We start from the raw sequence: 24,454 nt of genomic DNA on the forward strand, positions 1-24,454 counted from the left end.
GGGTATATGGCGCTAGGCCTTATTAAATAAAAACTACAGGGGTATACCCCTTAGGCGCCAAAGCGTTGCCCCGCCGTGAGCGGGCTGCCAGCGAGAAAAGCCTGGGTGGGAAGACGCTTGCCACCGGCCTTTTGTAATTCGCTAATCCGCAAGGCGCCGCTACCGCAGGCGACAAGCAGCGCGTCTTTTTCTACCGCCAGGATTTCGCCTGCGACGCCATCACCCGCGCAGACGCTGGCTTGCCAGATTTTTACTGCTTGGCCGTCGAGCGTGGTTTGTGCGCTGGGGAAGGGGTTAAACGCGCGGATCATGCGGCACAGCGTGTCGGCGCTTTGTTGCCAGTCGATTTGCGCCTCTTCTTTTTTTAGCTTTTCGGCGTAAGTGACGCCGGCTGCGGGCTGTACCTGCCGCTGGGCTTGCAAGGTAGGTAGATCGGCCAAAGCGGCTACAATCGCCTCGGCACCTTGGGTAGCCAATTTGTCATGTAGAGTTTGGGCGTTGTCTTGCGCGCTGATCGGCGTGGTGTGGATGCTGAGCATATCGCCGGTATCCAGGCCGGCATCCATTTGCATAATGGTGATGCCGGTTGCGTCATCGCCCGCCAAAATCGCCCGCTGAATCGGCGCCGCACCACGCCAGCGTGGTAGCAGTGAGGCATGAATATTCAGACAGCCAAAGCTTGGTAAATCGAGTACGGCCTGCGGGAGTATAATCCCGTAAGCCGCAACCACCATCACGTCGGCATTGATACCCTGCAGGGGTTCCTGTTGTTCGCTGGTGCGTAGTTTTTCCGGCTGATACACCGGCAAGCCATGTGCCAAGGCAACGGTTTTCACTGGCGAGGCAGTCAGCTTCATGCCGCGGCCGCTGGGGCGATCGGGCTGGGTGAGCACCAGGGCAATCTCATGGCCGGCTGCAATCAGGGCGCTAAGGGCGCTGGCGGCAAAATCCGGGGTGCCGGCAAAAATAATCTTCATGCTTCAATCTCGGGTGGGCAAAAGCAAAAACGCCAGCCGCTGCTGGCGTTTGCCGTGGGCCATGCGTTTACATGGCTTTGCGTTTTTTCAGTTTTTGCACAATGCGGTTCAGTTTCAGGCGCGAGAGCTTTTCAACAAACACTTTGCCATTGAGGTGATCGATCTCATGCTGGATACAGATCGCCAGCAGGCCATCAGCCGCCAGCTCAAAGGCTTGGCCGTTGCGATCAAGCGCGCGGATTTTAATAGTCTCGGCCCGCTCCACTTCTTCGTAAATGCCAGGCACCGACAGACAGCCTTCTTCGTAAGTTGTGACCCCGTTCATTTCGATAATCTCGGGGTTAATCAACACTAATAAGTCGTCTTTGCTCTCGGACGTGTCGATCACGATCAGCCGATAGTGGTAGTTGACCTGCGTGGCGGCCAAGCCGATACCCGGCGCGGCATACATGGTCTCGGCCATGTCATCGATTTGCCGTTGTAAAGCCGCATCAAATTCGGTAACGGGCTGCGCCACAGTGTGCAAACGCTCGTCGGGGTAGTGCAAAATATTAAGAATTGCCATCTTTGCTTGCTAGACCAAAAGTTTATGCTGCAGAATCGGTTAAATAATTGCTTTAGCTTAATTCATCATATAGATATTTGAATAGTGGCAACATTGCCCTGCAAAGGTTCAAATATCAAAAAATCCTTGCTGTTGCTGGCGAGAACTGGGCTCACACTATGCGTAAATCGATTATATCCTTCCTACTGGCCGCCGGCGTGATGGCCGGTGCCGTCCATGCCGACGAGTTGAAGCTGGCAGACAATGCGCCAGATCGCTACGTGGTGGTCAAAGGCGATACGCTGTGGGATATCTCGGGCAAATTCCTCAAACAGCCTTGGCGCTGGCCAGAAATCTGGCAACTGAACAAAACTGAGATCAAAAATCCGCACTGGATCTACCCCGGTGATGTGATTGTACTGGATCGCAGTAGTGGCAAACCACGCCTGAAACTGCTGAAAAACAGCAAAGCCGACGGACGTGGCGGCAACGGCAAACTCAGCCCGCGCGTGCGCGTGTCGCCACTGGATCGCGATGCGACCCCAAGTATCTCGCTGCAATCGATCGAGCCTTTCCTCTACAAGCCGCTGGTGATGGATTTGCCCACCTTCAAGGCTGCCCCGCGGGTGGCTGCAGGCTCGGATAATCGGGTGATGTATGTGCCGGGGGATCAAATCTATGCGGTTGGGCTAAACGAAGCTCAGGCCGGCGATACCTATCAGGTGTTCCGCCAAGGCAAAGACATCAAAAATCCGGATAACGACAAAGAAACCCTCGGTATGGAAGTGCAGTACCTAGGTGATGTTCGCATCCAGCGTGAAGGCGATGTGGTGACATTGAAAGTCGTGTCGGCGGTGCGGGAAATTCAGGTGGGCGACCGCTTGATGAAGGCGCCGGAGCGCACCTTTATCAACTACGCACCGCATCTGCCGCCGCAAGCCTTGCAAGGCAAAGTGGCCGCGACCTTTGGTCGAGTGAGTGAAGTGGGCTCACTGATGACCGTAGTGGTGAACAAGGGCGCCCTTGATGGCGTGGACATTGGTACGGTGATGTTTAGCTATAAGCCACCACGGCAAGTAGTGAAGGAAGATAAAAGCGAGCCTGATCGTCTGACGCCTCCGATCAAAAATGCCAATCTCTTTATCTATCGCGTTTTCCCGCAGCTCTCTTATGCGCTGGTGCTGGATAGTACGATGCCAGTGAACCAGGGAGATGTGGTGGCTGCTGAAGCGGCAACGCCAGCGGAATAAACTTGACGCTGGATCAAGATCTGCAGCAATGGGTGCGCCTGAGCTTAGTGAATGGGCTGGGCCCCCGTGGTTTGGTCGGATTACTGCGGGCTCTGGGTGAGCCCGCTTTTATTTTATCCGCCACCGAGAAAACACTGGCCGAGTTGGTATCGCCCTCAATTGCGACAGCGATCTGCCAAATGGCCGAGCGCAATCTGGATGCCGAATTTGCGCAGCTAGCCAACTGGTTGGCGCAGCCTAATTGCCAACTACTTACCCTGGCCGATGCGGCCTATCCCAAGCGCCTGCTCGATCTGCCTGACCCACCGCCGCTGCTGTATGCGCAGGGCGATTTGAGTTTGCTTACTCGCCCGGCGGTGAGTGTGGTCGGTAGTCGCAATGCCACGGCACAGGGCATTGCCAATGCCGAGCAGTTTGCGGCGTTTCTAGCGCAGCAAAGCGTGTGTGTAATTAGCGGAATGGCCAGTGGGATTGATGCTGCAGCCCATCGCGGTGGACTGAGTGGGGTGGGTAGCAGCATCGCGGTGGTGGGGACTGGGCTTGATCGCGTCTATCCGGCTGCGAATCGGGCGCTAGCACATCACTTGGCCGCGCAAGGGCTATTACTATCCGAGCTGGCCTTAGGTTCGCCGCCCAAGGCTGAGCACTTTCCCCGCCGAAATCGCCTGATTGCGGCATTAGGAGCGGGGTGTCTCGTGGTGGAGGCGGCGCTGGAAAGTGGCTCGCTGATTACCGCGCGACAGGCGGCGGATTTGGGGCGTGAAGTGTTTGCCATTCCGGGCTCGATTCATTCGCCGGTGGCCAAAGGATGCCATCGCTTGATCAAGCAAGGCGCAAAACTAGTCGAGGCCGGGGCAGATATTCTGGAAGAGCTGGCCGGTAATTTGGCGTTGGATCTTTCGCCGCAAAAAACGCCGAGTGCGGGCCTTGAAACCCCAAGCGAAGAGTCGCCATTATTGGGCTTAATGGGGTGGGACGCGGTTGAATTTGATTGGCTGGTGTTGCAAAGCGGCTTGACGAGCGAGGCGCTGTGCGCGATTCTGTTGGGTTTGGAACTGGAAGGTAAAGTGGCCAGTCTGCCGGGGAACCGGTATCAGCGACTGGGCATTGCAAAATAAGACGCCAATCATGCTTGAAGTACTTGCCTATTTATTTGAACAATTTTACAACGCAGATGGCCTGCCAGATGTCTCGCAGGTGGCCAAAAAGCTGTCGTTGGCCGGTTTTGAGGGCGAGGATATTCATGATGCGCTGACTTGGCTGGGGGAGCTCAAACAGCTGGATATCACCCCTTATTTGGCGCTCGACGAGCAGGGCATTGCCTATCGGCCGCTGCAGCAAAATGAAGTACAGCGTCTGTCAGACGAAGCGGCACAATTTTTCTTTTCGCTCGATGCCACCCGCCTGCTGAGTACCGGTGAACGTGAGCTGGTGCTCGATCGCCTCTGGCGTGAGCCCGACGGCGAGGTGGGCGCTGAGCGCCTGAAGCTGATCGTGTTGATGGTCATTTGGCAAAAGCGAGATGCATTGTCTAATCTCCTGATCGAAGACCTGTTGTTCGGCCGCGACGGCGCGGCTTACCATTGAAAAGCATCCGCAAAGCTTGATATATATATTGGCGGTGACCGTAGCTTGGTTATCGCCATCCTTCGAACTTGTAACCGTAACGGGGAATCATGCCCGCTAATCTCCTGATCGTTGAGTCGCCTTCTAAGGCGAAAACCCTGCAAAAATACCTCGGCAAAGACTTCCAGATTCTGGCCTCGTATGGCCACGTGCGTGGTCTGGTGCGCAAGAGTGGTTCGGTCGATCCGGATAACAGCTTCAAGATGAAGTATCAGGTCATCGACAAAAACAAAAAGCATGTCGATGCCATTTGTGAGGCCGTTGAGCGTGCCGATCATGTCTTTCTAGCTTCCGATCCGGACCGCGAAGGCGAGGCGATTTCCTGGCATATTCTGGAAATCCTGAAAGCGAAAAAGCTGCTGAATCCGGAAAAAACCTTCAAGCGCGTGGTTTTTCACGAAATCACCGAAACAGCGGTGAAGCAGGCGGTGGCCCACCCGCGTGATCTGGATTTCAACCTAGTTAATGCCCAGCAGGCGCGCAGTGCGCTTGATTATCTGGTGGGCTTTAATCTCTCGCCACTGTTGTGGCGCAAAGTGCGTACCGGCTTGTCGGCTGGGCGCGTGCAAAGCCCGGCTTTGCGACTGATCTGTGAGCGTGAGCTGGAAATCCGCGCCTTCACCGCGCAGGAATACTGGACGATCCATCTGGATACCAAAAAAGGTCGCAGCAAAGTTGCGGCCAAGCTCACGACCTGGCAAGGCAATAAGCTCGATCAGTTCGATATTCCGGATGAAGCCACCCAAGCCAAAGTGCTAGCCAGCCTCTCAGGTCAGCCTGCACAAGTGCACGCGGTGGAAAAGAAAAAGAAATCGCGCTCACCCACTGCGCCATTCACCACGTCCACGTTGCAGCAGGAATCGGTGCGAAAACTGGGCTTTACCACCGATCGCACCATGCGCACGGCCCAGTCGCTGTACGAAGGGGTGAACTTGGGTGGTGAAACCGTCGGTTTGATTACCTATATGCGTACCGACTCGGTGGCGTTGTCCAATGATGCGCTCACTGAAATCCGCGAATTTATCGCCAACCACTTTGATAAAGACTACCTGCCCAATGCGCCGGTGGTGTACAAAAACAAAGCTAAAAACGCGCAAGAAGCCCACGAAGCGATTCGTCCTACTTCGATCTTGCGCACGCCCGAATCGGTTAAAACCTTTTTGTCGCCAGAGCAATTTAAGCTCTACCAGATGATCTGGAAGCGGACATTGTCCTGTCAGATGACTGCGGCCAAGTTTGATACTGTGGCCGTGGATATCGCCGTGGGTGGGCCGGAAAATCTATTCCGCGCCACCGGGCAAACCTTGGTGTTCCCAGGCTTTATGGCGGTTTATCAAGAAGACGCCGATGATGTTGAAGACGATGAAGACGAAGCGCGCCTGCCGGTTCTGACCGAAGGCGATGTACTGCCTGTCGAGCAGATCTATGGCGAGCAGCATTTCACCCAGCCACCGCCGCGTTTTACCGAGGCCAGCTTGGTCAAATCGCTGGAAGAGTTCGGCATCGGCCGGCCTTCAACCTATGCCTCGATCATCTACACGCTGAAAGACCGCGAATACGTCATTCTGGATAAAAAGCGCTTCACACCGACCGACACCGGCGAAGTGGTGAATAAATTCCTGACCGAGCATTTCACGCAGTACGTGGATTACAACTTCACTGCCAAGCTGGAAGACAAGCTGGATGAAATTTCCACCGGCTCGCGTGAGTGGGTGCCGGTGCTGGAAGAATTCTGGAAGAAATTCCACAAGCAGGTCGAAGACAAGCAAGCGCTGTCGCGGGCGGAAGTCACCCACGAGGCGCTGGACGAAGATTGCCCGAAATGTGGCAATAAGCTCTCGATCCGGCTGGGTAAGCGTGGCCGCTTTATCAGCTGTACCGCTTATCCAGAATGTGACTACACCCGCAATCTGGGCGATGATCCGAATGCCGCGCCGGTCGAGCCGGAAGTGGTACCTGATCGCACCTGCCCGAAATGTGAATCGGCGCTACACATCAAAGTGGGGCGCTATGGCAAGTTTATCGGTTGCTCCAATTATCCGAAGTGTAAGCACATCGAGCCATTGGAAAAGCCGAAAGACACTGGCGTAGAATGCCCTGAATGCCACAAAGGCAGCCTGATTGAGCGCAAGAGCCGCTATGGCAAGATGTTCTATTCCTGCAATACCTATCCGGATTGCAAATACGCTACATGGAACCCGCCGATTGCCGAAGCTTGCCCGCAGTGCCAGTGGCCCGTGATGACCATCAAGGTCACCAAGCGCCGCGGAACGGAAAAAGTTTGTCCGCAGAAAGAATGTGGCTACAGTGAGGTGATTGAGCCGCCAGCGCCAAAAGCCTGACGGCCCCACGCCAGCATGTAAGACGGGGATTGGCGACAATCCCCGTTCGTTTTTGGCTGCCAGCCATGGCTTGGTAGCGAGCAGAGGTGGAATTTTGCGCTCTGATTCGGTTGGTTTTTCTCCGCTAGGCCCGGCTGAGCAGCAGGCACTGGGCACCTATCACACCTATTTCAACGCTTTTGATAGCGTTGTGAATATCCTCGCGCATCCGGAAGAACCTGAATATCTGCAAGATATGCTGCAGGTCTTGGGTCAGGCTTCGGCCAGCGGGATGACGGGCCTTTATCTCAATGAAGGCCAGCGCAAAGCCCGCTTGGTGGCCGCCTGGCGGCGGCCCGATTGTCGTCTGCTCCAATATACCCCCGAGCCGTTTCTGCATCTAGACTATGACCAGTATGCCTTGCTGGCAGATACCCTGGCTGTGGGCATGGTGCTGAATAAATCGCTGCTGGAGTTACCGCTGGCCGAACAGATGCTGCTGGCCCAGGTGGGCGTGCGGCAGCTGTTGTGTATTCCGCTGCTGCAGCGTGGCGAAATGTTCGGGTTTTTGGCGTTTCTGAATGACGACGAGCGCCATCAGCGTGATTCGGTCGAGCTGCGCCTGCTGTCGATGTTGGCCAACCATGTGGCGCAAGCCTTGGTACGGGCGCGGCTGGAAAGCGAAGCGCTGGCCAATCAGCAGCGGCTGCGGGCGCTGGTGGGCGCCACGCAGGATATGGTGTTCGAGCTGGACGCGCAGGGTGTGGTGCGGCAGGTCTGGTCTGGCCACCCGGCCTTGCCCGCTGCCGAGCAACTGCTCAATCGTCCGATGGCAGCGGTCTTGCCTTATGAGCTAGCCAATGAGCTCATCCGGGCCTTGCCGGCGATCATGGCCGGACAGGCCAGCCGCCAATTTAATTGCTATCTGCCGCAACAGGAAGTGAGCTTGCTGGTGCGCATTCAGCCGGTGGGCGAAACCCATGAACGCCAAGCCGTGGTACTGCTGCAAGACGTTACCGTGCTGATGCAAGATGCTGCGCGCAAGCGCACGATGCTCGATACGCTGAATCTGTTGGAAGAGGCCATCGTCGATTTATTGCCGAGCGGCATTCTGGTCGAGGCGACTGCGGCTTGGGCTAATCTGCGGGCGATTGAGAGCCGCGAAGTGGCGGCCGAGCTGGGCCGCCCGCTCACCACCTGGGTGCACCCGGAAGACGCCACGGCGCTGCAAGCCTTGATGAGCCAGCAGTTAAAATCGCTTGAGCCCGCCAGCTTGCGTTTCCGGTTGCTGCGCTCAGATGGCGACTTTATCTGGGTGGAGCTCCGATTGATCGCGCATCGCGGGCCAGAAGGGCGCATTACCGCCTTGCGCGGGGTCTTGCGCGATGTCACCGTGGCGCATATCAATGAGCAAAACATCACCCAGATGGCGCTCTACGATGGCCTGACCCGGCTGCCCAACCGGATTTTGCTGGATGATGAAATTCACCGGGCGATTGATGAAGCGGCGCGCTTGCAGCATAAAGTAGCGCTGGGCTTTATCGATCTGGATCACTTCAAGCAAATCAACGATGCCTTTGGCCACAAGACCGGCGATGAACTGCTGATTACCCTGGCCCATCGCCTGCAGGGTGCCTTGCCCGAGGGCGGGTTGCTGGCGCGCTGGGGCGGTGATGAGTTTGTGGCCTTGATTCCAGAATTACACGATCAGCGCCAGCTGGCCGTGATTGCCGAAAACCTGCGCCTCGCTGCGCGGCAAGGTATTTTGATCAACGGCGTAGAAACCCAGCCCACAATCTCGCTGGGCTTCGCGATTTACCCGGATAACGCCGAAAGTGGCGAAGAGCTGCTCTCCGCGGCCGATCACACCATGTATCACGCCAAACACGCCGGTCGCAATAGCGTGTGTTTCTACAGTGATATCGTGCATTTGAAAGCGCTGGGGCGGGAGCATGTGGCGATTCAATCGCGGCTCTCGAGCGCCATTCAGCACAGTGGCCTACAGGTGTTTTACCAGCCCATTGTGAATACTCGCAGCGGTGAAGTGATGGCGGTAGAGGCGCTAGCGCGCTGGCAAGATGACAAGAGCGGCTGGATTAGTCCTGAGCTGTTTATCCCGATGGCAGAAAAAGTCGGGCTCATTCAGGAACTCTCCGAGCAGATTATGCTGCAAGCCTTTGCCAAGCTGCGCGACTGGCGCGAGGCCGGGCTAAGCCAGCGGCTGATGGTGAATATCTCGCGCAGCCAGCTGTATCTGCCAACCTTTGTACCGCAAATGGTGGAGCGGCTGGCGCAATTCAAGCTGCGGCCAAGCGATATTATTATCGAAATTACCGAAGGCATTGCGCTGACCGATTACGCGCGGCAAATGCGCCATCTGCGCCAGCTGGCCAATGCGGGCTTTGTGTTGGCGATTGATGACTTTGGCACTGGTTATTCTTCGCTCTCGCAGCTGCATGAAATGCCGGCCAATATGCTGAAAGTGGATGTGTCGTTCTCGCAGCGTCTGCATACCGAAGAAGGGCGCCGGGTGATGCAGGCGATTGCGCAAATGGCGCAGGGCTTGCAGCTTGATCTCGTGATCGAAGGGGTGGAGAACATCGAGACGGTGCGCTTTCTGCAGGGCATGGGCGTGCACTATATGCAGGGCTTTTACTTTAGCCAGCCGGTGCCGCCAGGGGTGGCGGAGCTCTGGATGCGACTGGGGATGCAGGCCCGCACTTAACGCGGGTTGGCAAAGCGATAGGGCGCGAGTTTTTGCTGCCACGCAGGGTCGGCATTGAGCTCGCGTACCGCAGTGAGTACAAATTGCGCCAGTGCCGGCTGCCGCTCCGACACCAGTAGCTGGCGCGGATAATGATTGCGCGGCTGGCGCGCCACGCTTAAGCCCTCGATGAGGCTCGGATTGGTGTGCTGGTAATCCCCCCAGCTGCTTTGCGGCACAAAGATCACATCCACTCGCCCCGAGGCCAGTTTGCGCAGATTGCTTTCCTGATTAGGGGCGTCGTCGCGTTGCACCTGACCGCTGTTGAGGGCGTCGCTCAGCTCCATATAATGGTGCCCCAGAATACCACCCAAGGTGAGCCCCGTGAGGCTGGCCGGGCTGCTGTATTGCAGCGGTTTGCGGCTGATGACCAGATCGGCATCCAGAAACAGCATGTCGCTCCAGAGCCCGCCTTGGGTCGTAGGAAACCATTGTGGGTTGACCCACGGTACCACCCCTTGCCAATTGGGCTGGGCGAGCAATAAATCCAGCCGTTTGCGCGGGGTGAGTTGCACCACAAACTGATACCGCCCTTGGCTGCGGCGGGTGAGCTCGTCGGCCAAGTCGCGACTTAGGCCTTGTTTAGCGGTGAGGAAGGGTGGGTAATCGTAATGGGTATAAATGGGCACTACACTGGCGGCCCAGCTGCTGGCTGCGCCAAGGCAACTGATGCTCAGCCAGCAAAATAAAAGTCGGAACACAGACATCGAATAGCGCCGCCATAGCGATGGGTAGAGCTATTAGCTTAGCCAGTCAGCGCTGTTTTGTGAATCTAGTAAGGTATATAAAAGAAGCCATTCATCCGAATGGCTTTCTGGAATATACCCGGTGGGGGTTATTGGTGCAGCGGCGCAAGGATCTGGCGCAGGAACTGCTTGGCGCGATCGGTGCACGGGTTGGTGAAGAAAGCTTCTGGCGTGGTGTCTTCCAGAATCTCACCTTGGTCGAGGAAGATGATGCGGTCGGCTACTTCGCGGGCAAAGCCCATTTCGTGGGTCACCACCATCATGGTCATGCCTGATTCGGCCAGCGATTTCATCACCGATAGCACTTCGCCAATCATTTCCGGATCCAGCGCACTGGTCGGCTCGTCAAACAGCATTACCCGTGGGCTCATCGCCAGGCCGCGCGCAATCGCTACCCGTTGTTGCTGGCCACCGGAAAGATTGCTGGGGTAGGCGTCTTTTTTATGCGCCAAACCCACCCGCTCCAGCAGTTCCAGCGCCGTTTTTTCGGCTTCGGCTTTACTTTGCTTTTTCACCTGAATTGGGGCAATGGTGATGTTTTCCAGCACAGATAGATGCGGGTAAAGATTAAAGTGCTGAAACACAAAGCCGACTTCTTCGCGCAGCTTGTTGATATTGGTTTTCGGGCTATTGGCCTGAATGCCATCAACCCAGATCTGGCCGTCATTGATCGGCTCTAGCTGATTGATGGTGCGGATCAGCGTTGATTTACCCGAGCCAGAAGGCCCGCAGACGACGACCACTTCGCCCTGTTTCACTTCCAGATTCAGATTCTTCAGCACATGGTGGTCGCGGCCATACCATTTGTTTACTTGCTCGAAGCGGATCATTGTTGTCGGTGCATTCATCAATCAAGCCTTTGATTGTCCGGTCTTTGTTGGGGCCAGCCTAGCGGGGAAAACCCTAGCTGGCGAGGGTGTTCGAGAGCGCCACATATTGCGCGACGCTGATGTTTTCGGGCCGCCAGCTCGGCTCAATCCCTACCGCCGCCAGCTGTTCATCGCTGGCAATGCCTTTGAGATTATTGCGGATGGTTTTGCGGCGCTGGGCAAAGGCGGTGATCACCAGTTTTTGCAGGTGCTCTTCGTTCACGGCCGGATGCGGCAGCGTATCGTAGGGCACCATCCGCACCACAGCCGAATCCACCTTTGGCGGCGGATCGAAGCTTTCAGGCGGTACATCAATGATGTGATCCATCAAATAGCGATACTGCAGCATGATCGAGAGGCGGCCGTAATCGGTGGTGCCCGGTTCGGCCACCATGCGGTCAACCACTTCTTTTTGCAGCATAAAGTGCATATCGTGGATTACCGCGCCAAAGCTGGCCAGATGAAATAGCAGCGGGGTCGAGATATTGTAGGGCAGGTTGCCCACGAGCTTGATTCGGCCGCCGGGGGCAATCTGGCGCGCCAGCGCACCAAAATCGAATTGCAGCGCATCGATATTGTGAATCACCAGCCGCTCAGCGCTATAGCGGGCGGAAAGGTGCGTCACGATGTCGCGATCGATCTCGACCACATGCAGGGTCGGTACGCGATCGAGCAGCGGGGCGGTGAGCGCCGCCAAGCCGGGGCCGATTTCCACGATGGCATCGTCTTTATGCGGATCCACGGCATTGATAATGCCGGCAATCACGCCCTGATCTTGCAAAAAATTCTGCCCGAAGCGTTTGCGCGGGATATGGGCCATACAAATTCCTTTGAAAACTTTAGACTGCGCGCGCTGCCGCCAGCTGGCTGGCAAGTTGATAGGCGGCGAGTAAACTGCCGGTTTCGGCGCGCCCGGTGCCCGCCAGATCGAGCGCCGTGCCGTGATCCACCGAAGTGCGGATCAAGGGCAAGCCCAGGGTGATATTGATGCCCGCGCCAAAAGTGGCGAACTTGAGCACCGGCAAGCCCTGATCATGGTACATCGCCAGCACGGCGTCGCCCTGCGCTAGGATGGGCGGATTAAACAGGGTGTCGGCCGGTAGCGGCCCAATCAGCTGCATGCCTTGGGCGCGCAATTCATTCAGTACCGGGATAATGACGTCGATTTCTTCGCGCCCCATATGTCCGGATTCGCCCGCATGCGGGTTGAGCCCCGCCACCAGAATGCGCGGCTGGGCGAGGCCAAAATGCTGCTGCAGATCATGATGCAAAATCTGTAGCGTGCGGCGCAAAGAATCCGGCGTCAGGGCTGCTGACACGGCTTGCAGTGGTAAATGCGTGGTTGCCAGTGCGACCCGCAGCATCTGCTGCTGGCCATATTCGCCCGCCAGCATCATGACGACTTGGGGGGTATTGGTCTGCTCGGCAAGGTATTCGGTGTGTCCAGAGAAATACCCGCCATCAGTACTTTCGTTGATCACCCCTTTGTGAATCGGGGCTGTGACCATGCCGGCAAATTCACCGCGCTGACAGCCGGCAATGGCTTGATCAAGCAGGGTGAGTACGTAGTGGGCGTTGGCCGGGTTGAGCGAGCCAGCTAGGGCGGGCGCGGCCAGTGGCACGTCGGCAATGGCCACCGGCGGGTGTTCTGCTGAAAGCTGGTTAGCCTGATAAGCTGGCCAGCTTGCCACCAAGGCCGGGTCTACCCCGACGCAGGTGGCGCGCTCGATCAGTAATTGCCGGTTGCCCAGAATCACGCAGGGATGCGGCAAGGCGCCGGCGGCGACTTTTACACAGATTTCCGGGCCGATGCCCGCCGGCTCGCCACTGGTGATGACCAGTGGCGCAACAGCTGCCTGCATTATTCGTCCTTCAGGCGGATTTCGATCCGCGCGCGGTCACGCAATTGGCGCAGCCAGTCTTCGTATTGCTCTTCGGCTTTGCGCTGGCGTAGCTCATTGCGGATTTTGAAGCGGGCTTGTTCCAGCGTCACGTCTTGGTCACGGCGCTCTAGCACCTGAATCAGGTGAAAACCAAAGGGCGATTGCACCGGCTGGCTGATTTCATTGAGCGCCAGCGCATCCATGGCCTGTTCAAATTGCGGCACTGTTTCACCCGGATTGAGCCAGCCCAGATCCCCGCCTTTGGCTGCGCTGGGGTCTTCGGAGAAGGCTTTCGCGACTTGCGCAAAATCCTGGCCAGCCATGATGCGGGCGCGCATTTGCTGCAGTTTTTGCTGTGCATCGGTGGTGGATACCAGCTCGTTGCTACGGATCAGGATATGGCGAGCGTGAGTTTGCTTCACAATAACTTTTTGATTCTGATCGCGCTTATCCAGCAGTTTGAAGATGTGGAAGGCCACCGGAGTCCGTACGATATCGGTGTATTCACCCGGTTTCATTTTATCCAGCAGGGCGGTAAAGGCTGGCGGTAATGAACCGGCAGCACGCCAACCCAGATTGCCCCCCTTGGTGGCGCTTGCATCATTCGAGTAACTCGCGGCGACCGTGGCAAACGCTTTGCCATCCGCCAATTCTTGGCGGGCATTCTGGATCCGTGCGCGTTTGGCTTGCACTTGTTCCGGCGTGGCGTTTTCTGGGATATTGACTTGGATTTGCGCCAGCTCGTATTCCTGTTTGGCGCGGCTGCCGGCGATTTTCAGGTAATCATCGATTTCCGACTCGGTGACCACCACCCGGTTATCCACTTCGCGCTCTTTCAGCCGGCCCAGCGTGATTTCCTGGCGAATGTCTTCGCGTAGCTGGCGCCAAGTGATGCCGGAGGCCTCAACTTTTTTGCGAAACTCGGGCAGCGACAGCTGGTTTTGCTCGGCCAAGCGGTTCAAGGCGATTTCTAGCTGACGATCATCGATGCGCAAACCACTTTGCTCGGCATATTGCAGCTGGACTTGGTCGATGATCATCCGGTCGAGGACTTGCTGTTGCAGCACATCATCTGGTGGCAATTTTACTTTTTGCCGTTCCAGATTTTGCTTGATGGTATCGACTTTACGCGCCAGCTCGACCTGGGTAATGGCGCTACGATTGACCACTGCCACCACGCGATCGACGGTCACCACGCTGGCACTGGCGCCCGCGCTGAGCAAGGCGGCAATCAGCGGCGCGCTGTAGCGGATGCGGTTAAGCAAAGAGCTGAGTTTAGGGCTGCTTGTCATAGAAAACCTGTTTAACGCAATTTGGGCGATGCGTATGTATCCGCATAGCCAGGAATCGATTGGCGCAAAGCTGAGATCGGGTTCATCCCGATGCCGGCCAAGCCACCCAGTTCGAGCAGAAGGAAATAATTGGTTTTGTATTCGCTATTGGTGGTGATAAAGCGTTGCGCCGCGATCCGCAGCGCCCAGCATCCGGCATTATATTCAACCCCGGCCAGCGCCTCTAGCGCCTGATTGTCTTTCAGCGAGTAGTTATAGCGGGCAACGCCGTACCAGCCCCCGCCCAGCGGCCATTGCGCACTGGTATCCAGTTGCTCGGTATTCGTTAGGCGGTTCACGCTGTAGCGCAGATTCAAGGTTTTGAATTCACCCGGGTGCCAGTTCAGATTGACATCGGAGCGCACGGTTTTGTCTTCCCGCGTATTGTGCTGCAGGCTGTAATCCACGCGCAGATCGTAGGGTAAATTGCCGCCAAGCAAGAACAGCATGTCCGAGGTTTTCACCTGATCATCGGTCAGATTGCCCGAGAGGCCCACCTTCGGTGAATGCAGGTACAGGCGCTGGCCAATCCCGGCGGAAAAGCGTTCAACCCCGCTCTCGTCATCAAAAATGCGGCTGTTGAGCGCCAGGGTGATTTCGTTGGCATCGTTGATCCGGTCATTGCCCGAATATTTGTTCTCGGCAAATAGGCCCGACCAAGAAAGATCCGTGGCGCCAGAGTCATAGTTAGGCAGCTTGGACTGATCTTTGTACGGCACATACAAATAATACAGCTGGGGTTCCAATGTTTGGATGATGTTGCTGCCAAACAGGCTGCCCTCACGCTCGAAGAACAAACCACCGTGCAGGCTGGCGATAGGGAGCACGCGGCTCTCGCTACCTAGATCGCGGCCGTTGGCGGTTTCGGTACTGTAGTACGTCGCATGCACCCCAAGTTTCGGGGTGAGGAAACTGTATTGATTCGCCAGCGGCAGGCTCACAGTCGGGTAAATCCAACTGCGTTGGCCTTGATCTTTGGTGTCGTGGGTAAAGCGGGTGAATTCGGCGCTGACATTGCTTTGCGTGCCATACCCCAAGCTTGGGTTATAGCTGGCGTACCACTGCGGCAGACGACGATAGGGCTCTTCGACGGGGGAGGTGGTACTTTGCAGCGTTTGGTATTGTTGCGCCCGCAGATAGGTCGACCAGTTGCTCCCCGAATAGCTCAGCACGGCTTCTTGGGGCAGATTGACTTGCGATGCCACACTCAAGCGATCACCAAAATCACTGAAATACTTATCATCCGACACGCGCTGGTAGTTTAAATCCAGCTGCAGTCGGTCAGCCAGCTGCTGGCTATGCTGAAACAGCAGGCTATAGCGGCGATCGTTGGCGAGGCTGTCATCAATACCTTCCAGCTTGAGCATCCCGCGGTATTCTGGCTGCAAATAACGAAACTCTCCGCCCAGCATCATGCCGCGCTTGGAGAAATAACTCGGGAAAATCGTGGCGTCGTAGTTGGGCGCTATATTCCAGTAAAACGGCGTGGTCAGCTCAAAACCGTTGCGATTACTGTAATTAAAATTCGGCATTAAAAAACCGGTTTTGCGCCCGCCATCCAGTGGGAAATCGATCCACGGATAGTAGAAAATCGGTACGCCCTGAAATTCTAGCCAGCCATTCCAGGCCTGACCGTAGTTTTGCGTGTAATCGAGCTGCATTTCGCGGGCGTGGACATACCAGGCGTTTTGTTCCACCGAGCAGGTGGTGAGATTGCCTTTGTGCACGCGGTATTTATCTTTGCCCTCGAAATCTACCTTTTCGGCCTGCCCGCGGGCTTGGCCGTAGTTCAATTCGTAAGTGGCCTCATTGAGCGCGCCTTCACGCGTACCCAAGGTGATGTCCAGCTGCTTGCCGCAGATGGTGTCGCCATCTTTTTTCAGTTTGACCTGATCCCCCGCCAGTAATTTGTCCGCCGCAAACTGGTAGCGCGCCCAGTCGGATTCCACCTCGACCGCATCGCGGTTCATCACCACATTGCCGCGGGCTTCGGTGTATTCGCCTTCCTGCACCATGGCCTGATCGGCTTCGATAAAGACCGGCGGTTCGGCGGGAGTGGGCGGGGCGCTCTCGGCGAAGGCCCAGCAGGGCAAAATGGCCAGTGAGAGTTTCAGAATCGACAGGTGAAAGGGCGGTGAATGGCGCAACGGCATGTGGCCTTGTTCAGCTAACTGGTAGAATGCGACGATTCTAGCAGATTCGATTGGATTTCCTCGCATGAACCGACAAGAACAAATTACCAGCTGGCTCAGTCAGGTCATGGGGCAAGCGCCCAGTGAGCTGACCTTGGCCGCCAGCGATGCCAGTGTGCGCCAATACTGGCGGGCCCGCTGGCCTGAGCGCACGGCGATCGTGATGGATTTTGACCCGGCGGCATTTAGCGCCGAGCCCTTTGTACAGCGGCAGGCGCAGCTGGCCGGTGCCGGCGTGGCAGTGCCGCAGCTGCACGCCCATGCGCCTGAGCTGGGCTTGGTGCTGCTGGAAGACCTAGGTGATGTCACGCTAGCGCAAGTCTTGAATGAAGAGAATGCCAAGGGGTGGTATCTGCGTGCAATCCACGATTTGATTCAATTGCAGGCACATACCCTAGATGAAGGCTTGCCGGTATTTGATGCAGCCTTTATTCAGCGCGAGCTGGATATCTGCAAAGAGTGGTATATCGGTCAGCAATTTGGCCATACCCTCACCGCCACCGAAGAAAAAATCTGGGCGCATAGCTGCCAGCTTTTGCAGCGCGAAATCCTGCTGCAGCCCACGGTGTTTATGCATCGCGATTACCACTGCCGCAATTTGATGGTGCAGGGTGAGGCGCTGCGGGTGATCGATTTTCAGGATGCGGTAAAAGGCCCGGTGGCCTACGATCTGGTGTCGCTGCTGCGCGACGCTTATGTCACCTGGAACGAAGCCTTTGTACTTGATCTGGCGATCCGCTATTGGGAACAAGCCCGCGAAGCGCATCTGCCAGTGCAGGAAGATTTTGCCGATTTCTACCGCGCCTTTGAAATGGCCGGCTTGCAGCGGCATATCAAGATTTTGGGGCTGTTTGCGCGCCTGAATCTGCGTGATGGTAAGCCGCAATATCTGGCCGATCAGCCGCGCGTGTTCGAATATGTGCGCCAGGTATGTCTGCGCTATCGCGAGCTGACGCCGCTGGGGCGCCTGCTGCTGAATCTGCATGGCACGCCAGTGGAATCCGGTTTTACCTTTTAATGTGGGTATCGGGCGGTAGCTCGCAATATCATTGCGCTACGGCCTGATACTGCGACGGGTATGTTTGAATGAAAGCAATGATCTTGGCCGCAGGCCGTGGCGAACGGATGCGCCCGCTCACCGATACCACCCCCAAGCCGCTACTGGATGTGGCTGGGCAGCCCTTGATTGGCTGGCACCTGCAGGCGCTACGGGCGGCGGGCTTTGCGCAAGTGGTCATCAATCATGCCTGGCTAGGGGCGCAGATTGAGGCACGGTTACAAGATGGCGCGGCCTATGGCCTGCAGCTGACGTATTCAGCGGAAACTCAGGCGCTGGAAACCGCCGGCGGCATTGCCACGGCCTTGCCGCAATTAAGCCCGGATGGCGCAACGCCATTTCTGGTGGTGAACGGCGATGTGTTTACCGACATTGATTTTGCTCAGCCAGTGCTGCAAAGCCTGGCGCCGGGGCGCTTGGCGCATCTGATTTTGGTGCCCAATCCCGAGCATCACCCCGCTGGTGATTTTGGCCTTGCGGCAGGGCTGGCCGTGGCTGATGGCAGCCCGCTCTACACCTTTAGCGGTGTGGGGTTGTATCACCCGGCCTTGTTTGCGCAAACGCCAGCCGGCCAACCGGCCAAGCTTGGCCCCTTGCTGCGCGAGGCCATGGCGCAGGGGCTAGTGAGTGCCAGCTTGCATCAGGGGCAATGGCTGGATGTAGGTACGGTTGAGCGGCTGCAATGGGCGCGAACGGTGGCATTGCAGCGCCTTGGCGACTGACTGGCGGCAGGGGGCGATTGAGGTCGGGCTGATGCGGATGGTCAGGCGGTAAAATGGCCATTGAAAATTGCTGCGCTGCAGCGTAGATTGAAAGATATCGCCGCGCGGAGCCGCCATCATGCCTGAGAAAGTCGTCACGCAATTCGCTGCCGAACAACAGCAGCGCAATCAGACCCTGCAGCATCAGATGCGGCAGCTGTTCGATCCCTTCGGTTTGTGGGCCACCACGCAGCAAGCCCATCAGGCTTGGCTGGCCCATCCGCAGCAGCTCTTGGAAGTATGCGGCACTTACAATCGGGATTTAATCCGCCTCTTGGGCTTTGCCACTCGCCGCTACTGGGGCGAGCCCGACACCGATGTGATTCCGCCTCATCCCGAAGACCCACGTTTTGCCGATCCGGTCTGGTGCGATTCACCGTACTGGGACAGCATCAAAGAGCTGTATTTACTCAATACCCGCTGGCTGCAAAATTGCCTGTACGCTACGCCGGGCTTGAATGAGCAGCAACGCAGTATCAGCGCCTTCTGGTTACGCCAATGGCTCAATGCCTTGGCGCCGACAAATTTCCTGCTGACCAATCCGAATGCGCTGGCCACTGCGCTAGAAACCCGCGGCGAGAGCCTGGCGAAAGGCTGGCAGAATTTCCTGGCCGATATGGCGCGTGGCGATATTTCCATGACGGATCTGAGCGCCTTTAAGGTGGGCGAAAACCTCGCCACTACTCCGGGTGCCGTGGTGTATCGCGGTAAACTCCTTGAAGTACTTCACTTTGAAGCTAATACCCCCACCGTGCATAAGGTACCGCTGGTGCTGGTGTCGCCGTGGATCAATAAATACTACGTGCTGGATTTGAATCCGCAAAAGAGCATGATCCAGTATCTGGTTGACCAAGGCTTTTCGGTGTTTGTCACCAGCTGGAAAAACCCTGATGCCAGCATGAGCGAAGTGGGGCTGGATGATTACCTCACCGACGGCGTGGCGCAGATTATTGATGTGGCCTGCGAGATTTCCGGTAGCGATAAAGTTAATCTCTTGGGGTATTGTATTGGTGGTACCTTGGTTACCACTTATCTGGCCTGGGCCAATCGGGCGCAGCCGGGCAAAGTGCCGGTGCAAAGCGCCACCTTGCTCACCACACTGACCGATTTTGCTCGGCCGGGGGATATCGAAGTCTTTATCGATGAAGATGGCCTCGATTACATCGACCGGATTATGGAAAACAAAGGCTATCTGGATGGCAAAGACATGGCGGCGAGTTTTCGCCTGCTGCGTAGCAATAGCCTGATCTGGAATTACTGGGCCAGCAATTATCTGCTCGGTGAAACGCCGATGGCCTTTGATGTGCTGTATTGGAATATGGATACCACCCGCATGCCCAAGTGCATGCACCACACCTATCTGCGCGAGCTGTACTGGCACAATAAACTGGTTCAGCCCGACGCCCTCACCCTGGCGGGCCAGCCCATCGATCTGGGGCAGATCACCCAGCCCATTTATATGGTCAGCGCCGAAGAAGACCATATCGCGCCGTGGAAGCAAACCTACACGCTGGTCGAGCGCGTGGCTGGGCCAGTGCAATTTACCTTATCGACCTCAGGCCACATCATCGGCATCATCAACCCGCCGGGGCCCAAGTGTAAACGCAGCTACTGGCAGGGCACGCCAACTAAAGGCGCCGGCGCTGAGGACTGGCTAGCCGGCCAGACGCAGGTGGCGGGTAGCTGGTGGTCCAATTGGGTGGAATGGTTGCGCCCGCAGTCGGGTAATCAGGTGAAGCCCAAACTGTCGAGTCGCAAACACGCCAAGCTGTGCGCCGCACCCGGTACTTACGTGCTTGAATAAACGGCGCGACATGCACCCCCGCACCCGCCGCCCATTTGCGGCGGGTTTGTTTTTCCGCAACATTACTGGCATGGCTGCGTGCTCTAATGGGCGCGTGGATTTTTTTAGGCTGGCCACTATGCCAATTTGGTGTGGGCAGCGATAATGCAGAGACTTTTTTGACCTTGGGTTGTGGCCTGGATTGGGCGGCTAAACATGGCTGATCACGGGCGGCAATTCGTTTTTCATTGATTAAGGAAAACCGTGATGGCAGCTACGCGTACTGATTTAGCAAATGCAATTCGCGCACTGGCGATGGACGCTGTGCAAAAAGCCAATTCAGGTCACCCAGGCGCACCGATGGGGATGGCTGAAATTGGTCTGGCATTGTGGGGTGGCCATATGCGCTTTAACCCGCAAAACCCAGCTTGGGCGAACCGCGACCGCTTTGTACAATCGAATGGCCACGGCTCAATGCTGCAATACGCATTGCTGCACCTCACTGGTTACGATGTATCGATGGAAGACATCAAAAACTTCCGTCAATTCCATTCAAAAACCCCAGGTCACCCCGAAGTTCACTACACGCCTGGTGTAGAAACAACGACTGGCCCGCTTGGCCAAGGTATCACCAATGCCGTGGGTTTCGCTTTGGCAGAAAAACTGCTGGCGGCGCAATTTAACAAACCGGGCCTCGATATCGTTGACCACCACACTTATGTGTTCCTGGGCGACGGTTGCTTGATGGAAGGTATCTCTCACGAAGCGTGCGCGCTGGCCGGCACTTGGGGCTTGGGCAAACTGATCGCGTTCTGGGACGACAATGGTATTTCGATTGATGGCCACGTTGAAGGCTGGTTCACCGACGACACGCCAAAACGTTTCGAATCTTACGGCTGGCACGTGATTGCTGGCGTTGATGGTCACGATGTGGATGCACTGAACGCCGCCATCGTTGCCGCCAAAGCTGAAAGCAACAAACCAACCCTGATCTGCTGCAAAACCATCATCGGTAAAGGCTCGCCCAACAAAGCCGCTAGCCACGATTGCCACGGTGCGCCATTGGGCGACGCGGAAATCGCACTGACGCGCGAAGCGATTGGCTGGCCACACGCCCCATTCGAAATCCCTGCTGACGTGTACGCTGGTTGGGACAAAAAAGCCGCTGGTGCTGCTGCTGAAGCTGAATGGAACGCGCTGTTTGCGAAATACGCCGCGCAATACCCAGCCGAAGCCGCTGAATTCACTCGCCGTATGAAAGGCGACTTGCCAGCGAACTGGCAAGATCTGGTGAAAGCTGCCATTGCTGAGATCAACGCGAAAGCCGAAACCATCGCCACGCGTAAAGCCAGCCAAAACGCGATCCAAGCCTTCGCACCAAACTTGCCAGAAATGCTCGGCGGTTCGGCTGACTTGACCGGCTCTAACCTGACCAACTGGAAAGGCTCTAGCAGCCTGAAAGTCGAAAACGGCCAAATCAGCGGCAACCACATCAGCTACGGTGTGCGCGAATTCGGTATGAGCCACATTATGAACGGCCTGGTACTGCACGGCGGCTTCCGTCCATTTGGCGGCACCTTCCTGATGTTCTGCGAATACGCACTGAACGCAGTACGTATGGCCGCGCTGATGAAAACCAACAATATCTTCGTTTACACGCACGATTCAATCGGCTTGGGCGAAGATGGCCCAACTCACCAGCCGGTAGAGCAACTGCAAACCCTGCGTTGCATCCCGAACATGAATACTTGGCGTCCAGCCGACACCGTTGAGTCGGTCGTGGCTTGGGCCGATGCGATTGAACAGCGCACTACGCCATCTTCATTGATCTTCAGCCGTCAAAACCTGGCTTTCCAAACGCGCACTGAAGAGCAAATCGCGAACATCAAACGCGGTGGCTATGTACTGCGCGATGCGGCGAATGCCAAAGTGGTGTTGCTGGCCACCGGTTCTGAGCTGGATCTGGCGGTGAAAGCGTTCGACGCACTGGCGGCTGAAGGTATCGCAGCCCGCGTGGTTTCAATGCCAAGCACTAACGTGTTCGACAAACAAGACGCAGCGTACAAAGCTTCAGTCTTGCCAGCTGGCGTGCCACGCCTGGCGGTTGAAGCGGCCACCAGCGACTTCTGGCGCAAATACGTAGGTCTGGAAGGTGACGTAATCGGTATCGATACCTTCGGCGAATCAGCACCTGCGCCATTGCTGTTCAAGCACTTCGGCTTCACGGTAGAAAACGTGGTGGCACGTGCGAAAGCACTGGTGAAATAAGCGTCAGCACGCCAAACACAACGGGCCCTGCGGGGCCCGTTTTTTTATGTCCGTTCAATGGGGGTTGGTATGGGTTTGTGTTGGGTATGTGTCTGAACGCTATTTAAATCAAGGCCTATGTGGCAATACCCGTATTGATTACTACCTAGCGCTCAATGCCGTATGCGCCTCCCCGGCTCGCCAGCGCAGCTGGCTTGTTGGTGAATACACACAATGCTGTAGTGGGCATTGGTTGTCATTTTTTAGTGTGCAACAGTGTGCTATTAATTACTGTCGGCAAGCTTCCAGCTTGTTGTCTCATAAATAAATATCACCTGCGGAGAGGCTTGCTATGCACACCCAATTTCATTCGATTACCCTTGCACTGACTTTGGCTTTTGGTGGCGGGCTTGCCGCTGCTGCCCCCGCCAAAGTGGCCGATGCCATTTACTACGGCGGCGATATTGTCACCATCAATGATCAGCAGCCCACTGCCGAAGCTCTGGCCGTGAAAGGTGGGGTGATTCTGGCGGTGGGTAGCCGCGCCGAGCTGGGCAAGCTCAAGGGCAAACAGACCAAAATGGTCAATCTGCATGGGCAGACTTTATTGCCCGCTTTCTTGGATGCGCATAGCCACTATATCAATTCACTCACCGTAGCCAGCCAGCTTAATCTCTACGCGCCACCTGCCGGCCCCGCGAAAGATGTGCCCAGCATTGTGGCCGAGCTGAAAAAATTTGCCGCTGAGAAGAAAATCAAAAAAGGCGAGCTGATTCAGGCCTATGGCTATGACGATACCGCGATGCCCGAGGGGCGCTTGCTCAATCGCGACGATCTGGATGCGGCGCTGCCCAATAACCCGGTGATCGTGCACCATGTGTCGATGCACGGTGGGGTGCTCAATAGCCTGGCGCTGAAAAAATTCAACATCAATGCCGACACCAAAACCCCGGAAGGCGGGATTATCGTGCGCAAGGAAGGCACCAACGAGCCCTACGGCCTGATTATGGAAACGGCGTTTATTCCGGTCTTTGGCCAGTTGCCCAAACCGACAACCGATAAAGAAATCGCCGCGGCCACCCGCGCGGGCCAAATGCTGTTTGCCCAAACCGGCATCACCACCGCCCACGAAGGCGCCTCGCATGAAGGCGATATTGTGGTGATGCAAAAGGCCGCCAAATTGGGTGCGAATATCATTGATGTGATCGCTTTTCCATTTATGACCGATATGGAAAAAGTGCTCAAAACCAATCCGCCAGCCACCTTCGGCAAATACCACAATCGCTTCAAACTCGGTGGCATCAAGGTGACGATTGATGGCTCACCACAAGGCCGTACCGCCTTCTTTACCACGCCCTATCTCAATGGCGGCCCTGGCGGTGAGCAAGATTGGAAGGGCGAGCCAACTATTCCGGCGGAGTTGACCAATAAAGTAGTGAAACGCGTATATGACCTGGGCTTGCCACTGAATCTGCACGCCAATGGCGATGCCGCAATCGACCAATTTATCGCCGCGCACGAATTCGCCGCGGCGGGTAGTCTGGATAAAGATCGCCGTACCACGGTGATTCACTCGCAGTTTGTGCGTAAAGATCAGCTGGGTAAATACGCGCAATACAAGATCATTCCGTCGATGTTCACCTTGCATACCTTCTACTTTGGCGAAGCGCACAAAGCCAATCGCGGCATGGAGCAAGCCAGCTATATCAGTCCGATGCGCGATGCGATTGATCGCGGCATCACCGTGACCAACCACACCGACTTTGTCGTGGTTCCGCTCGATCAGATGTTTATGCTGTGGTCGGCGGTGAACCGTGTTTCGCGTGGTGGTGAGGTGTTTGGCGCTGAGCAACGCATCACTCCGCTGGAAGGCTTGAAAGCCATGACCATCAATGTGGCTTATCAATATCGCGAGGAAGACAAAAAAGGCTCACTGGAAACAGGCAAGCTGGCTGACTTGGTCATCCTTGATCAAAACCCGCTAAAAGTTGAGCCAATGGCGATCAAAGATATCAAAGTCGTTGAAACCATCAAAGAAGGCAAAACCATTTACCGTCGCGCCAAACAAGCCAAGTAATCAGCGCCAACAGGCCGCCAGATGGC

18 protein-coding genes are annotated in these 24,454 nt (G+C 56.3%); 10 read left to right on the forward strand and 8 right to left on the reverse strand.

Going from position 1 to position 24,454, the window contains the following annotated elements; genetic code table 11:
* Nucleotides 1–50 precede the first annotated feature (50 nt).
* A complete protein-coding gene (fmt, locus tag QV747_RS14480) occupies nt 51–977 on the reverse strand; it encodes a methionyl-tRNA formyltransferase (protein ID WP_273432465.1) in 927 nt (308 codons plus the stop codon).
* Between the two features lie 67 nt (nt 978–1,044).
* Nucleotides 1,045–1,542, reverse strand: coding sequence for a peptide deformylase (def, locus tag QV747_RS14485; RefSeq protein WP_273432467.1), 498 nt, complete (start codon nt 1,540–1,542; stop codon nt 1,045–1,047).
* 158 nt (nt 1,543–1,700) lie between these two features.
* Between def and QV747_RS14490 the strand changes: the two genes are divergently transcribed.
* The 5 genes from QV747_RS14490 to QV747_RS14510 all read left to right on the forward strand — a co-directional run bounded on the left by QV747_RS14490 (nt 1,701) and on the right by QV747_RS14510 (nt 9,443).
* Nucleotides 1,701–2,771 carry a LysM peptidoglycan-binding domain-containing protein gene (locus QV747_RS14490; protein WP_047393613.1) on the forward strand — a complete coding sequence of 357 codons (1,071 nt, stop codon included), beginning with the start codon at nt 1,701–1,703 and terminating at the stop codon, nt 2,769–2,771.
* Between the two features lie 2 nt (nt 2,772–2,773).
* Entirely contained in the window at nt 2,774–3,889 is a 1,116-nt protein-coding gene (gene dprA, locus QV747_RS14495) for a DNA-processing protein DprA (RefSeq protein ID WP_273432470.1), read from the forward strand.
* A gap of 10 nt (nt 3,890–3,899) precedes the next feature.
* Nucleotides 3,900–4,358: a DUF494 family protein gene (locus QV747_RS14500; protein ID WP_047393616.1), complete on the forward strand. Its 459-nt coding sequence runs from the start codon at nt 3,900–3,902 to the stop codon at nt 4,356–4,358.
* 89 nt (nt 4,359–4,447) lie between these two features.
* Nucleotides 4,448–6,739: a type I DNA topoisomerase gene (gene topA, locus QV747_RS14505; RefSeq protein ID WP_273432471.1), complete on the forward strand. Its 2,292-nt coding sequence runs from the start codon at nt 4,448–4,450 to the stop codon at nt 6,737–6,739.
* A 94-nt stretch (nt 6,740–6,833) separates the two neighbouring features.
* On the forward strand, nt 6,834–9,443 hold the full coding sequence (locus QV747_RS14510; protein WP_273432473.1) for an EAL domain-containing protein: 2,610 nt from the start codon (nt 6,834–6,836) through the stop codon (nt 9,441–9,443).
* Here the strand turns inward: QV747_RS14510 and QV747_RS14515 are convergent.
* The 6 genes from QV747_RS14515 to QV747_RS14540 all read right to left on the reverse strand — a co-directional run bounded on the left by QV747_RS14515 (nt 9,440) and on the right by QV747_RS14540 (nt 16,464).
* Nucleotides 9,440–10,189 carry an ABC transporter substrate-binding protein gene (locus QV747_RS14515; RefSeq protein WP_273432475.1) on the reverse strand — a complete coding sequence of 250 codons (750 nt, stop codon included), beginning with the start codon at nt 10,187–10,189 and terminating at the stop codon, nt 9,440–9,442. The two genes, QV747_RS14510 and QV747_RS14515, sit on opposite strands and share 4 nt — an antisense overlap.
* Before the next feature lie 128 nt (nt 10,190–10,317).
* A complete protein-coding gene (locus QV747_RS14520) occupies nt 10,318–11,058 on the reverse strand; it encodes an amino acid ABC transporter ATP-binding protein (protein WP_273432493.1) in 741 nt (246 codons plus the stop codon).
* Between the two features lie 73 nt (nt 11,059–11,131).
* Entirely contained in the window at nt 11,132–11,917 is a 786-nt protein-coding gene (rsmA, locus tag QV747_RS14525) for a 16S rRNA (adenine(1518)-N(6)/adenine(1519)-N(6))-dimethyltransferase RsmA (RefSeq protein WP_028449869.1), read from the reverse strand.
* A gap of 19 nt (nt 11,918–11,936) precedes the next feature.
* The gene (gene pdxA, locus QV747_RS14530; protein ID WP_273432478.1) at nt 11,937–12,959 is read right to left on the reverse strand and encodes a 4-hydroxythreonine-4-phosphate dehydrogenase PdxA; all 1,023 of its coding nucleotides are present in this window, start codon (nt 12,957–12,959) and stop codon (nt 11,937–11,939) included.
* Nucleotides 12,959–14,272 carry a peptidylprolyl isomerase gene (locus QV747_RS14535; protein ID WP_273432480.1) on the reverse strand — a complete coding sequence of 438 codons (1,314 nt, stop codon included), beginning with the start codon at nt 14,270–14,272 and terminating at the stop codon, nt 12,959–12,961. The genes pdxA and QV747_RS14535 overlap by 1 nt, the downstream gene beginning before the upstream one ends.
* Nucleotides 14,273–14,283: 11 nt before the next feature.
* Nucleotides 14,284–16,464: an LPS-assembly protein LptD gene (locus QV747_RS14540; RefSeq protein ID WP_273432481.1), complete on the reverse strand. Its 2,181-nt coding sequence runs from the start codon at nt 16,462–16,464 to the stop codon at nt 14,284–14,286.
* A 64-nt stretch (nt 16,465–16,528) separates the two neighbouring features.
* Between QV747_RS14540 and QV747_RS14545 the strand changes: the two genes are divergently transcribed.
* From QV747_RS14545 to QV747_RS14565, 5 genes are all read left to right on the forward strand, one after another.
* Complete coding sequence (locus tag QV747_RS14545; RefSeq protein WP_273432482.1) at nt 16,529–17,521, forward strand: aminoglycoside phosphotransferase family protein; 993 nt, start codon at nt 16,529–16,531, stop codon at nt 17,519–17,521.
* 68 nt (nt 17,522–17,589) lie between these two features.
* A complete protein-coding gene (gene murU / locus QV747_RS14550; protein WP_273432483.1) occupies nt 17,590–18,282 on the forward strand; it encodes an N-acetylmuramate alpha-1-phosphate uridylyltransferase MurU in 693 nt (230 codons plus the stop codon).
* 118 nt (nt 18,283–18,400) lie between these two features.
* Entirely contained in the window at nt 18,401–20,125 is a 1,725-nt protein-coding gene (locus QV747_RS14555) for an alpha/beta hydrolase (protein WP_273432484.1), read from the forward strand.
* A gap of 246 nt (nt 20,126–20,371) precedes the next feature.
* Nucleotides 20,372–22,372 carry a transketolase gene (gene tkt / locus QV747_RS14560; RefSeq protein WP_273432486.1) on the forward strand — a complete coding sequence of 667 codons (2,001 nt, stop codon included), beginning with the start codon at nt 20,372–20,374 and terminating at the stop codon, nt 22,370–22,372.
* Nucleotides 22,373–22,703: 331 nt separating this feature from the next.
* Nucleotides 22,704–24,428, forward strand: a complete 1,725-nt coding sequence (locus QV747_RS14565) for an amidohydrolase (protein ID WP_273432487.1) — start codon at nt 22,704–22,706, stop codon at nt 24,426–24,428.
* Nucleotides 24,429–24,454 lie beyond the last annotated feature (26 nt).

This window comes from uncultured Chitinibacter sp., assembly GCF_945957625.1.
GTDB classification, from domain to species: domain Bacteria; phylum Pseudomonadota; class Gammaproteobacteria; order Burkholderiales; family Chitinibacteraceae; genus Chitinibacter; species Chitinibacter tainanensis.

Bases quoted from the DNA above. Each gene is read 5' to 3' on its own strand.
- fmt (WP_273432465.1), bottom strand. From the start codon at position 977: ATGAAGATTATTTTTGCCGGCACCCCGGATTTTGCCGCCAGCGCCCTT.
- def (WP_273432467.1), bottom strand. From the start codon at position 1,542: ATGGCAATTCTTAATATTTTGCACTACCCCGACGAGCGTTTGCACACT.
- QV747_RS14490 (WP_047393613.1), top strand. From the start codon at position 1,701: ATGCGTAAATCGATTATATCCTTCCTACTGGCCGCCGGCGTGATGGCC.
- QV747_RS14500 (WP_047393616.1), top strand. From the start codon at position 3,900: ATGCTTGAAGTACTTGCCTATTTATTTGAACAATTTTACAACGCAGAT.
- topA (WP_273432471.1), top strand. From the start codon at position 4,448: ATGCCCGCTAATCTCCTGATCGTTGAGTCGCCTTCTAAGGCGAAAACC.
- QV747_RS14515 (WP_273432475.1), bottom strand. From the start codon at position 10,189: ATGTCTGTGTTCCGACTTTTATTTTGCTGGCTGAGCATCAGTTGCCTT.
- QV747_RS14520 (WP_273432493.1), bottom strand. From the start codon at position 11,058: ATGATCCGCTTCGAGCAAGTAAACAAATGGTATGGCCGCGACCACCAT.
- rsmA (WP_028449869.1), bottom strand. From the start codon at position 11,917: ATGGCCCATATCCCGCGCAAACGCTTCGGGCAGAATTTTTTGCAAGAT.
- pdxA (WP_273432478.1), bottom strand. From the start codon at position 12,959: ATGCAGGCAGCTGTTGCGCCACTGGTCATCACCAGTGGCGAGCCGGCG.
- QV747_RS14535 (WP_273432480.1), bottom strand. From the start codon at position 14,272: ATGACAAGCAGCCCTAAACTCAGCTCTTTGCTTAACCGCATCCGCTAC.
- QV747_RS14540 (WP_273432481.1), bottom strand. From the start codon at position 16,464: ATGCCGTTGCGCCATTCACCGCCCTTTCACCTGTCGATTCTGAAACTC.
- QV747_RS14545 (WP_273432482.1), top strand. From the start codon at position 16,529: ATGAACCGACAAGAACAAATTACCAGCTGGCTCAGTCAGGTCATGGGG.
- murU (WP_273432483.1), top strand. From the start codon at position 17,590: ATGAAAGCAATGATCTTGGCCGCAGGCCGTGGCGAACGGATGCGCCCG.
- QV747_RS14555 (WP_273432484.1), top strand. From the start codon at position 18,401: ATGCCTGAGAAAGTCGTCACGCAATTCGCTGCCGAACAACAGCAGCGC.
- tkt (WP_273432486.1), top strand. From the start codon at position 20,372: ATGGCAGCTACGCGTACTGATTTAGCAAATGCAATTCGCGCACTGGCG.
- QV747_RS14565 (WP_273432487.1), top strand. From the start codon at position 22,704: ATGCACACCCAATTTCATTCGATTACCCTTGCACTGACTTTGGCTTTT.